We start from the raw sequence: 12,454 nt of genomic DNA on the forward strand, positions 1-12,454 counted from the left end.
GGGAATCATCCAAATAGTTACCGGAAAGACATTACGCTAATGTCAAAATTATTGATGGATCGTCTACAATAATTGTATGTTCCGCTTGAACAATAACGTCATTTTTCTCAGCGCATAAAGGCTCGTAACTAATAAAAGCCTTTTTATCACTAAGTTCTTTAACGGCAGGAAGCCATTTTTCAAGGGGGAGACGCTTTGATATCCACCGCAACGAAAGCGGCAGATGCTTAAATGGTTCAATAGCCTGTATAAACTCATCCGAGATTCCATATTCGTAGAGTAGGTGAGGGCTTTTTAACATAATAATGTAAGGATCGCCCTTTTCATATATGTAACTACTGCGAGGCGCGGCAAACGGCTCTATCGCAATAATCTGTCCTTTTTCAAGTTTAATTTTTGATTTGTCATTATAGTTCGGGATAAAAGTACCACAATGAAGGTTATTTTCTTTCATTTGATGTCCACCTAGGTTTTTGATCGGCTTAAACCCCATACGTGTGATGGTTTTTTCTATCGTTTCACCAATCAAGTTAGTACTTACACCTGGCTTTATCATAGCTATTGCTGCTGCCAAGGCTGCCTCAACAGACTGGACCAGTTTATCGTGTTTTCCGCTAAGGTCAACTGTCAGCGCAGTATCTCCCAGGCATCCCTGATACACGACACCAACATCAAGTTTAACTACATCTTTTTTATTAAAAACACTTGAATCATTGATCATCGGAGAATAATGAGCGGCAATATTATTAAGAGATAAATTAACCGGAAATGCAGGATTAGCCCCTTCATTATAAATATATGCCTCAATAGATTCGGCTACATCCAATAGTTTAACGCCGGGCTTTATAAGCCCTTTTCCATATTGCAAAGCCTTTGCGGCAATAGAACCGGCGATCTTCCAATTTTCCAGATTTTCCATAGTTAACTCCCGGGATCTTAGTTATTCTCTTTATCAAAATCTTATTATTTACTGATCATTATTATAGAAAAAATATTTGATTTTATTATATCTTCTGTATACTATTAGGGCAAGCTGACAAAAAGTCTAATATTGATCAATGGAGATAAAATGAAAACTTACTTTCACAATGAACAGATTATTTATGATGGCAGCAATCTGCAATCGCTATATGCCTACAAAAACTTTGACGTAAATGGCGATAGTGTAATATCCTTTACCGGACCATGCCTGGTTGATGAACATCTTGTCGATATTGAAGATAAGAAAGCACACGCATTCATACGATCCGATAATATGGTGCATTTTATTATAGAACATTTTGATATCTCTTTAACAGAAACGATTTTTCGTCAAAGATTGTTCATTGCGATAATAAGAGACTACCTAGGTTCAAAAGTGATTCGTAAAGGTGATGATTTATTCTATGATGAAGGAAAATTATCAGTATCTATTGCAACCCAAACTCCAGTATCTACGATTATACATACAGGAATCAATATCATCACTGATAATACACCAATACATACTGCTTCGCTTTCGGAACTCTCTATTGATCCGTCTACGTTTGCAAAAGCAATAATGACGCTATACAAAGAAGAAATCGAGGATATTTACTTTGCCCGCCGTAAAGTAAGAGGTGTAATCTAAATATGCAACAGATTTTGGCTTGCCGACAGATAAACTGCTTCATGCTTTAACTGCATACACAATAGCAGATATATAATTGGGACAATTGGGACCTTGCAGCCACAATTGCCGGCTGGGCAGCCTATCGCGGGGTCCATGTGAGTATCCGTTGGTAATAACCATAAAAAAAGGCTTCAATTCGTAGATAATTTATACTACAATATAACCCGAACGCACATTCTGGATTTTGATAAAAAAATACCTATTCCAAAATATCGGCAATGAAAGGAAATAATAATGATCGAACGTTATACAACTCCGGAGATGAAACAAATATGGACGGAACAGAACAAGTTCCAAAAATGGCTTGATGTTGAGTTAGCCGCCTGTGAAGCTCATAATAAACTAGGTAATATTCCCGATGAGTCGCTCAAAACAATTAAGAATAAAGCAACTTTTGAAATTAATAGGATCAATGAAATTGAAAAAACCACTAACCACGATGTTATTGCATTTCTTACGAGCGTAGCAGAAAATGTTGGACCGGAGTCACGATTTATTCATCTGGGAATGACATCAAGTGACGTTGTTGATACTGCATTTGCTATCTTAATTAAAGAATCCGGACAGCAATTATTGACCAGAATAAAGGAACTCCAAGCTGCGATAAAAGAAAGAGCACTTGAACATAAGAATACTATAATGATCGGTCGTACTCACGGGGTTCATGCAGAACCAATGACCTTTGGCTTAAAGCTGGCATTATGGTACGAAGAAATGGAAAGAAATACCCAGAGGCTCGAACGCGCTATTGAAAATATCTCTTTCGGTAAATTGTCAGGTGCTGTTGGAACGTATGCCAATATTGATCCATTTATAGAAGAATACGTTTGCAAAAAACTAAAGTTAACCCCAGCCAAAATATCTACACAAATCCTGCAAAGGGACCGTCACGCTGAATTCATGACAACACTCGCAATTACCGCTGGATCCCTGGAAAAATTCTCAACGGAGATTCGCGCGCTGCAAAAAACCGAATTCAACGAAGCGGAAGAAGGATTCACAAAAGGGCAGAAGGGTTCTTCTGCTATGCCTCATAAAAAAAACCCAATCACCTGTGAAAGAATAACCGGGCTGGCTCGAGTTATCAGAGGCAATTCACTAGTCGCAATAGAAAACATGGCCCTATGGCACGAAAGAGATATTTCTCATTCATCAACAGAAAGAATAATATTTCCAGATAGCACTCTGGCATTAGATTATATGCTTAAACTTTTTGTCGGTGTAGTAACAAACCTGGTTGTTCATCCTGATAACATGAAAAGAAATCTTGAGAGTACCGGAGGACTTGTCTTTTCCCAGCGTGTCCTGCTTAAGCTCGTAGATTCAGGACTAACAAGAGAAGATTCATATAAAATTGTACAAGAAAACGCAATGAAATCAAGGGAGCATAACTTTAAAGTTACGTTTATCGATATCTGCAATCAAGACGAACGAATACTTTCAAGAATATCAAAAGAATCGTTAAATGAATGCTTTGATTATGGTTTTCACACAAAAAATATTGATATGATTTTCGGAAGGATATTCGAATAACATCCTTTCTCCGATGAATGCTGTGTCACAATTATTGTGTAGCATCGTTGCTGAGAGAGCACTACCGAATCCGAAATAAATAGTATATAATTCTTTGTTATACAAGCACATAGAATATCAAGAAAGAGGTATTGTCATGGTTTTCGTTTATCCCGAGGTTTCAAGAACGTTCAGCGAGTATTTACTTGTACCAAACCTAACAGCGAAAGACTGTACTCCAGAAAACATATCGCTCAAAACCCCACTTGTGAGATTTAACCGAGGGGCTGAACCTGCTATATCCCTTAACATTCCATTCGTTTCTGCAATTATGCAGTCAGTTTCGGACCATAATATGTCAATTGCTTTGGCGCGGAGTGGCGGACTCTCATTCATCTACGGCTCACAATCAATCGAAACTCAGGTAGATATGATAAAAAAAGCAAAAAAATACAAAGCTGGATTTGTATTGAGCGATACAAACCTTACAGAGAGGCATACGTTAAGAGAGGTCCTTGATGTTACGCAAAAAACCGGACATTCCACGATCGCGATTACTGATGATGGCACTGCAAATGGAAAACTGCTAGGTCTGGTTACCAGCAAGGATTACCGGCTAACGAGAGACTCTTTGGAAAAACCTGTTCATGAATTAATGACCTGTTTTGAGAAACTTATTATCGGGAACCATGGAATTACCTTAAGTGAAGCAAATGATATAATCTGGGAACACAAGATTAATTGTTTACCTATCGTAGATGCAAACCAGAAACTACGCTACATGGTATTTCGAAAAGATTATGAAGATCACAAACAAAATCCGAATACGATGATGGATAAAGATAAGCGGCTCATCGTAGGGGCAGGGATCAATACTAGAGATTACAAAGAAAGAGTGCCTCTGCTTGTTGAAGCTGGTGTAGATATTCTTTGTATAGATTCATCCGACGGGTTTTCGCAATGGCAGAGAGAAGCAATTGAATACATAAAGAGCTATTTCGGAGACAAAGTGAAGATCGGAGGAGGAAACGTAGTCGATAGAGAAGGATTTAAATATCTCGTTGATGCAGGTGCCGATTTTGTGAAAGTAGGTATTGGGGGCGGTTCAATCTGTATTACTCGAGAGCAGAAAGGAATAGGAAGAGGCCAGGCTTCTTCTATCATCGATACCGCAGCTTATAGAGACGAACTTTACAAAGAAACCGGGACCTATATCCCAATATGTTCTGATGGCGGTATTGTTCATGATTATCATATTGTCCTTGCACTTGCGATGGGTGCAGATTTCGTTATGATGGGAAGATACTTTGCTCGATTCGATGAGAGTCCGGCAAAAAAAATAAAATTGGGAAATCGGTACGTAAAAGAATACTGGGGTGAAGGATCTAACAAAGCACGGAACTGGCAACGCTATGATGCAGGTGATACAGGTACGTATTTAAAGTTCGAAGAAGGCGTTGATAGCTACGTACCGTACGCAGGCAAGCTAAAAGACAACCTCGATGTAACAATACACAAGATAAAATCTACAATGTGCAGCTGCGGCGCGAAAACGATAAGACAACTTCAAGATACTGCAAGGCTGACTGCCGTTTCCTCTACCAGTATTAAAGAAGGCGGAGCCCACGACGTGATTTTAAAGGAATAGTTTGTTTACATAAAATATTTTTTCTGTTAGAATATTTTTAACTTAAATAAAGAAGGTTTAGTATTGTGATAGTCATATTGGATTTTGGTTCTCAGTATACAGAGCTTATAGCAAGAAGAGTCAGAGAATGTAAAGTTTATTCAGAAATTCTTCCAAGCAGCAGTACTCCAGAAGATATAAGAAAATTTAATCCTTCTGGAATTATTATTTCTGGTGGACCTTCAAGTGTCTATGACGAAGATGCCCCAAAACTCAACAAAGACATTTACAAAATGAATTTACCGATTCTCGGAATATGTTATGGGATGCAATTACTAGCCAATGACCTCGGAGGAGAAGTTCAAAAAAAAGATACACAGGAATACGGTAAAAGTCACTTAATGATTGACGATAACTTCGATCTATTTGAAGGACTTTGGCTTGAAATGGTGGTTTGGATGAGCCATGGAGATGCTGTTGTGAAATTGCCTGAAGGATTTAAGGCTATTGCACATACTGCAAATTGTCCGATAGCAGGCATGGCCAATAGAAAGAGCCAATTTTTTGGTGTTCAGTTCCATCCGGAAGTTGCACACACACCAAAAGGTATGGAAATAATTCGTAACTTTGTTTTCAAAATTTGTGGATGCTTACCAACGTGGACAACAACTTCATTTGTAAGAGATAGTATCAAAGAAATTCGCCAAATTGTAGGAAAAGACAAAGTACTTCTAGGGCTCAGTGGTGGAGTAGATTCTACTACAGCAGCTGCCTTGATCCATGAAGCTATTGGAGATCAACTGGTGTGCATGTTCATTGACCAAGGTTTCATGAGAAAAAACGAAGGCGTCAAAATCGTAAAAATGTTTCGTGATTATTTTAAAATTAATCTTGTTCATATCGATGCTTGTGAACGTTTTTATAATAAGCTTGATAAAGTCATCGATCCAGAAGAAAAACGCAAAGTTATCGGACATGAATTTGTTCGTACCTTTGAAGAAGAAGCTAAAAACTTAAAAACTGAAATCCCATTCTTAGCCCAGGGTACCCTATACCCTGACGTTATTGAAAGTGCTACATCAGGAACATCTCAAAATGCTGTAAAAATTAAGACCCATCATAATGTTGGTGGGCTACCTGACGATATTCAGTTCAAGGTAATTGAACCACTAAGAAAGCTATTTAAAGACGAAGTAAGAAAAGTTGCAGCAGAACTTAATGTTCCTGATGAAATTGTTCATAGACAGCCATTTCCAGGACCTGGACTTGCGATAAGGATAATAGGAGAAGTTACAAAAGAACGAATAAAAGTTCTACAAGACGCTGATGATATTATTATGGATGAAATCAAAAAAGCTGGATACTACAGAAAAGTATGGCAAGCGTTTGGTGTTTTACTCCCAATAAGAACCGTAGGTGTTATGGGAGATAAAAGAACATATTTATCAACACTTGCTCTTCGTGTTGTAACATCTGAAGATGCGATGACGGCAAACTGGGCTGATTTACCGTACGAACTATTAGAAAAGATATCTACTCGCGTTATTAACGAAGTAGGTGAGATTAATCGTGTTGTTTACGATATTACCTCAAAACCACCTGGAACCATTGAATGGGAATAATATATTACCAGAACTTATTAGTTTGTAATACATAACTTAAAAACATTGCTACTACCACAAAAATATTTCTTTTCAATTTGCCACTTAAATCTATAGATAAAAGAATTGCGATTCGCTCGAAAAATTAGCGAACCATATCGTATCCCAGTTTAGCTCTCAATGCATTATGTTGCTTTTCATTAAAAGAGAAACAGTGAGTACCATCACCTTTTGCAATAAAATAAAGATATTTACTCTTGGCCGGAAAAAGAACCGAAACGAAAGACTTAATACCCGGGGATGCTATCGGACCAGGAGGCAATCCGGGATTCTTATAGGTGTTGTACGGTGAGTCTATCTTAATATCTGCAAAGGTAACAATCTTTTTTCTTGGCTCATTGAGAGCATACTTAACTGTCGGATCAGCACCAAAAAGCATACGTTTTTCAAGCCTGTTAATGAATACTTCAGCAATAAGACTACGCTCTTTGTCGATCACAGCTTCTTTTTCAACGATTGATGCCAACGTCAATAATTCATGAAGGGTTAATTGCTTTTCTTTATACGTTGCCGATTGACTCTGATTTTTTTTATAATATGCATAAATTTTATCATTAAATCGATCGACCATCATTTTAGCTATCTGATGAGGCGATAAACCAGGCACCACCGTATAAGTATCAGGGAACAGATAGCCTTCCAGGGAAGAAATAGGAGAGTTAGACAGGAACTCGTATTGCTCGGCAAGCGTTCCTACTGCACCATAGCTTGCATATTCCATAAATTCGTTAGCAGAAACAATTTGGTTCTTTTCCAAAAGATCCGCAATTTCCCGCATGCTGAATCCTTCAGGAATAGTAAACGTGATAGAGGAAAACCCTTTCTTTCCAGTTATATATTCGATTATTAGTTTGATATTCATATTTGTTGTTAACTCAAATATACCAGCGTGCAAGTTCTTATCTGCTTTCAACAGTTTAAGAGCTACTTTAAATATAATAGGGTGCTTAATTAACTTCTGGTCGTATAATCTTATCGCGATATCTTGCGCTGAGGTGTTTTGCGGCACTTTGAACACTACCGTTTGTACATTAACCGGATCCACAGTATCAACCAAAATATAATAAGAAACAGTACTGATTAGCAAAGCAGTAAAAAGGCAAACACCCAAAAAGAATAGTATTATTTTTTTTGGACTAAAGGTTCTCAGGTTATTCTTTTGAGTTTCTATTTTTTGATTAGTTACCTCTGTAGCCGGTAAATACGAGAGCAGTCCGTTTTCGAGATTTTTTCGAACATCTTTACGTTTATTGAGCGAAACAAAAATCAATTTTAGCTTCGCTTCAAAAGCAGTTCGGAATTTCGCTGTCCCAAAACGAATATTGTCGATGATATTATTTACTTTCTTTGACCAATTATCAGATTGTTTAACCATATATCAACCCCAATTAATGTTGGCTGGCAGTCTAGCACTTCTAGTAACGAATGTATACGTATCTCTTATTGGAAATTATTTTCGTTTTCTGCAATCCATATAAGACTGTAGAATAAAAACAGCTGCGATCTTGTCTACGAGTTGCTTTCTTTTACCTCGCGAAACATTACCCTCAAGAAGCGCATTATTGGCTGATTTTGTTGATAACCGTTCATCCCAGAATGCTATAGGAAGAGAAATCTCTTGTTCTAATTTCTCTTTAAACTCTCTCGCTTTAATTGTCGATGCAGTTTCTGCACCCTTTAAATTAATCGGTCTTCCAACAACAATCTCAGAAACGTCGTATTCCTTAATTATTTCTTTAATTTCTGATATCGCTTTGTTATCGTTAGCAACAACTTTGAAAGGGGATGCAATAATCTGTAATGGATCTGACAGTGCTACCCCGATACGCTTTTCGCCATAATCAATACCTAATAGTCTATTCATGATAGCCTTTCTCTGATGATTGTTTCAACCTTAGTAAGTGCTTGATCGACATTCTGAAGAAGTTTTCCGCCGGCCTGTGCCCGGAGAGGACTTCCACCGCCACTTCCACCGCAAATCAATGCAGCCGCGCGAACGAGCTCATCACAGCTTAGTTTTTTTTCAACCAAATCTTTACTTGCCTTGGCAATAAATAGCACCTTATCGTCAATAACTGAAGCCAGAAATACGATACCAGATGACATTCGGTTCATTAATTCATCAGATATCGCCAGAAGCGATTTGTTATCAGTATCAGTAAATTTTTTTACAACTGCTCTGGTATTTCCATATAGCTCTGCATGTTCAATTAACGATGGAATTGATTGATTAATCAACTCCATATTTAGTTTATCTATGAGTTTTTCCTTCTGCTTAGCTTGCTCAAGTATTTCTGATATTTTTGCGGATAGTTTATTATCCGGTGACTTTAAAACGTTTGTCAGCTCCTTAATAATACTGAGCTTATTTTGGACATACTGCACAGCAGGAGCTCCGGCAACTGCCTCAATTCTTCGTACCCCGGCAGCTACTGCGCTCTCCGAGACTATTTTGAACAAGCCTATCTGTCCCGTATAATCTAAATGGGTCCCTCCGCATAACTCTATACTAAAATCATCAATTTTAACAACTTTAACGATATCGCTGTATTTTTCGCCAAAAAAAGCTAAAGCACCAAGTTCAAGTGCCTTGGCATAGCTCTCTTCAAATTTTTCTATTCTAATATTCTGAATTATTTTTTCGTTAACAAGTGTCTCTACACAAGCCAACTCATTTTCTGTTAATGCTTCAAAATGATTAAAATCAAACCGTAGCCTCTCCGGGGAGACCATAGACCCTGCCTGAGCGACATGTGCGCCAAGAACATCTCTCAGGGCAGCTTGTAGCAGGTGTGTACCAGTGTGATGCCGTGCCATGCTTAACTTTTCCTCTTCGGTCCTGGCAATAATAGCTTCTCCTCCAATTGGCTTAAAGGCATCAGAATCTTCAGAGACAAAGCACGTTGCAGCACGGGCCCTTTCTTTTTGCTTTTCCATTTCCTTCTCAAAAGCGACAATATCAACCTTAATATTGATTTCTTTTGCCATAAGCTCTGTTAAATCAGGAGGGAACCCGTAGGTATCATAGAGCTTAAAAACATCTTCACCTGAAATAGTTGATTTATTTTCTTTCTTCAACTTTTCAGTTAATTGATTAAAGATCTCGATACCCTTATCCAAGGTTGCAGAAAAACTCTGCTCTTCCGATTTGATTACCTTTGAGATGTATTCAGCTCGGTTTTTGATAGCAGGAAAAGCATTCCCCATAACTTCAACAACTACGGGAACAAGTTTATGGAGAAACGGTTCTTTAAAATTAATTTTCTTACCATACCTCGAAGCTCTTCGTAGTATTCTTCGAATAACATATCCACGGCCTTCATTCGAAGGGATAACGCCATCGGATATAGCAAACGTCAATGTCCTGATATGATCAGCTATTACGCGATGAGGAATGCCATATTCCTGCGTATACATAACAGCAGAAAGCTGCTCAATGTGACTGATGATCGTCCTAAAAACATCGATGTCATAATTAGACATGACGCCAGAAAGCACTGCCGTTAGACGCTCCAACCCTGCACCCGTATCAACATGCTTACTGGGCAATTCAGTAAGTTTCCCGGAACTATCGCGATTATATTGAATAAATACAAGGTTCCATAACTCAATATATCGTGCGCAGCCGGCATTAACGCCACATACATGGTCTTTGTCGTTTTTCTTATCGCAATAGTCCTCGCCTCGATCTATATGGATCTCAGAGCATGGACCACAAGGACCAGTTTCACCCATTTCCCAGAAATTATCTTTGTCTCCAAAACGTAATACTCTGTCTTTTCCGATATCAGTATGCTTTGTCCAAAGGCTCTCAGCTTCTTCATCGGTATGATAGACAGTTGCGTACAATTTTTCTCTCGGTATTTTATAGACTTCTGTCAGCAATTCCCAGGCCCACATTATTGCATCTTTCTTATAATAATCACCAAAAGACCAATTTCCAAGCATCTCGAACAACGTATGATGATAAGTATCATGTCCAACTTCTTCCAGATCATTGTGTTTGCCCGAAACTCTAATACAAGGCTGGCTATTTACAGCACGTTTGAACGGTCTAGTCCCTTTTTCTAGAAAAACATCTTTAAACTGATTCATTCCTGCATTCGTAAATAGAAGGGTAGGATCTCCAACAGGAACAACCGGGGCAGCATGTACATAAGTATGCCCTTTTTCCTCAAAGTACTTTATGAATTGTTTCCTAACATCTTCAGTTTTCATTGATAATGACCTCACTTCATTCTATTATTCATAAACTATCTTGTATAAAGTCAAAACGATATATTTGACAAAAGAACATGTTTTTAAATTTTTTGTTATTAGAGATTAAAATGTGCAAAAAAAGGCGTCCTAATGGAACGCCTTTATAATATCATTAATCGTATAATTAGTTAATAACTATTATTAAATCTTGTCTCTTTTTTTCTCTTTTTTAAAGAAATTAGCAAAATTCAACCATCCTTTAACATCAGTAACCAGTTCGATTCTTTCACTGATGACTCTATAAGCTTTCAATGTTTTTCTAACCTCTACGAGGATCGGAATGAAAAACAACAATACGCATATTACTACAATTCCGACAATAATCCATGTTATACTAAGCCAATCCGCCATACTTTTCTCCTTTAGAAAGTTTTTTTACTATATCTCAGTACTTTCCTTTTGCTGCTGCGATTCTTCCATCTTATTTTCTTTTTGTTCTATACTCTTGGACAAATTCTCCATACTCTCTTCGATTGACTTCTTTGTTTTCTGTATAAGCTTATCAGCAGCATCCCTCGTTTCGTCAATAAGGTCTTGATGCTCCTTTTTTGCCCTGATTAACCACTCTCTAGTTTCTTTCCCTGACTGCGGCGCAAAAAGCAATCCAGCTGCAGTCCCGATAATCCCACCTAAAAGAAAGCCGCCAAAATACGATCCTTTTTTCATCTCAAAACACCCCCTGTTTTTCCTAATTATTCACTTGCCAGAATATAAATAATTGCCATACTTAAAGCTACTATTTTGCTGAATTATATCGCATTTTCCCGCTTGTGTGAATATACATAACTTTAAGGTTACTATCAGTAATTCGTAACTCTTCGAAGCATTTCCTGATAACTTCCTTCGACATTACCAAGATCTCTTCTAAATCGGTCCTTATCGAGCTTCTCTCCGGTCTGACTATCCCAAAACCTACAGGTGTCTGGCGATATTTCATCAGCAAGGACTACGTTCCCATCAACTGTTTTCCCAAACTCCAATTTAAAATCAACCAAGTCAATTCCACAGGATTTAAAAAAACCTTTTAATATCTCATTTATCTTTAGCGACATAACTTTAATTGTATTCATATCTTCATCTGAGGCATAGTTCAGGGCTTTTACATGATATTCCGTAATCATCGGGTCATTAAGAGAATCATCTTTATAATAAAGATCAAGAACAGGATAGGCTAGGGGTAGCCCTTCTTTTAGTCCCAGGTTTTTTGCCATACTTCCTGCGACAATATTACGAATAACAACCTCAATAGGAATAATGGTCACTTTCTTTACAAGCATCTCATTTTCTGACAACAACTTAACAAAGTGAGTAGGGATACCATTTTTTTCTAACAGCTCAAATAGCCTTGCAGATATTTTTGTATTTACAACACCCTTATTTTCAATTGTTCCCTTTTTTGCTCCATTAAAAGCAGTAGCATCATCCTTAAACTCGGAAATATATAGATCTGATTGCTCAGTTTTATATATCCTTTTCGCTTTACCTTCATACAGCATCTCTATTTTTTGCATATCGATATCCTCCATACTTACAATATATTGAGAAGGATATTATACATTATTCCGGTAAATTCGAACAATGTTTTAATTGTTCATAAAATTTAGAAAAACTATATACAAGAAGCAATAGGAAAAACTGCTGCACCCCAACTCCTAAACAGAGAACTATATCAACTCAAAAAAACATTGTAGTGATATTGAAAAATAGAGTCAAACAAGGATCACCTAATTGGTGAGAAAATAT

11 protein-coding genes are annotated in these 12,454 nt (G+C 37.5%); 4 read left to right on the forward strand and 7 right to left on the reverse strand.

Annotation, left to right across the window (positions count from 1 at the left end; all coding sequences use genetic code 11):
- Nucleotides 1-31: 31 nt before the first annotated feature.
- Nucleotides 32-919: a type II methionyl aminopeptidase gene (locus DKM50_06110; GenBank protein PZM80121.1), complete on the reverse strand. Its 888-nt coding sequence runs from the start codon at nucleotides 917-919 to the stop codon at nucleotides 32-34.
- A gap of 150 nt (nucleotides 920-1,069) precedes the next feature.
- Between DKM50_06110 and DKM50_06115 the strand changes: the two genes are divergently transcribed.
- The 4 genes from DKM50_06115 to DKM50_06130 all read left to right on the forward strand — a co-directional run bounded on the left by DKM50_06115 (nucleotide 1,070) and on the right by DKM50_06130 (nucleotide 6,412).
- A complete protein-coding gene (locus DKM50_06115) occupies nucleotides 1,070-1,609 on the forward strand; it encodes a DUF366 domain-containing protein (GenBank protein ID PZM80122.1) in 540 nt (179 codons plus the stop codon).
- Between the two features lie 276 nt (nucleotides 1,610-1,885).
- Nucleotides 1,886-3,184, forward strand: coding sequence for an adenylosuccinate lyase (locus DKM50_06120; GenBank protein ID PZM80123.1), 1,299 nt, complete (start codon nucleotides 1,886-1,888; stop codon nucleotides 3,182-3,184).
- 136 nt (nucleotides 3,185-3,320) lie between these two features.
- Nucleotides 3,321-4,811: an IMP dehydrogenase gene (locus tag DKM50_06125; protein PZM80124.1), complete on the forward strand. Its 1,491-nt coding sequence runs from the start codon at nucleotides 3,321-3,323 to the stop codon at nucleotides 4,809-4,811.
- Between the two features lie 62 nt (nucleotides 4,812-4,873).
- Nucleotides 4,874-6,412: a GMP synthase (glutamine-hydrolyzing) gene (locus tag DKM50_06130; protein PZM80125.1), complete on the forward strand. Its 1,539-nt coding sequence runs from the start codon at nucleotides 4,874-4,876 to the stop codon at nucleotides 6,410-6,412.
- Between the two features lie 124 nt (nucleotides 6,413-6,536).
- On the opposite strand, the gene mltG is transcribed toward DKM50_06130, so the two are convergent.
- The 6 genes from mltG to DKM50_06160 form a co-directional block, all read right to left on the reverse strand.
- The gene (gene mltG, locus DKM50_06135; GenBank protein PZM80126.1) at nucleotides 6,537-7,826 is read right to left on the reverse strand and encodes an endolytic transglycosylase MltG; all 1,290 of its coding nucleotides are present in this window, start codon (nucleotides 7,824-7,826) and stop codon (nucleotides 6,537-6,539) included.
- A gap of 75 nt (nucleotides 7,827-7,901) precedes the next feature.
- On the reverse strand, nucleotides 7,902-8,315 hold the full coding sequence (locus DKM50_06140) for a Holliday junction resolvase RuvX (protein PZM80127.1): 414 nt from the start codon (nucleotides 8,313-8,315) through the stop codon (nucleotides 7,902-7,904).
- Nucleotides 8,312-10,669 carry an alanine--tRNA ligase gene (alaS, locus tag DKM50_06145; GenBank protein PZM80128.1) on the reverse strand — a complete coding sequence of 786 codons (2,358 nt, stop codon included), beginning with the start codon at nucleotides 10,667-10,669 and terminating at the stop codon, nucleotides 8,312-8,314. Before alaS ends, DKM50_06140 begins: the two co-directional genes overlap by 4 nt.
- 183 nt (nucleotides 10,670-10,852) lie before the next feature.
- Nucleotides 10,853-11,062, reverse strand: coding sequence for a hypothetical protein (locus DKM50_06150; protein PZM80129.1), 210 nt, complete (start codon nucleotides 11,060-11,062; stop codon nucleotides 10,853-10,855).
- A gap of 27 nt (nucleotides 11,063-11,089) precedes the next feature.
- The gene (locus DKM50_06155; protein PZM80130.1) at nucleotides 11,090-11,377 is read right to left on the reverse strand and encodes a hypothetical protein; all 288 of its coding nucleotides are present in this window, start codon (nucleotides 11,375-11,377) and stop codon (nucleotides 11,090-11,092) included.
- 134 nt (nucleotides 11,378-11,511) lie between these two features.
- The gene (locus DKM50_06160; GenBank protein PZM80131.1) at nucleotides 11,512-12,222 is read right to left on the reverse strand and encodes a phosphoribosylaminoimidazolesuccinocarboxamide synthase; all 711 of its coding nucleotides are present in this window, start codon (nucleotides 12,220-12,222) and stop codon (nucleotides 11,512-11,514) included.
- Between the last annotated feature and the right edge of the window lie 232 nt (nucleotides 12,223-12,454).

The organism is Candidatus Margulisiibacteriota bacterium (assembly GCA_003242895.1).
GTDB lineage: Bacteria > Margulisbacteria > Riflemargulisbacteria > GWF2-39-127 > GWF2-39-127 > GWF2-39-127.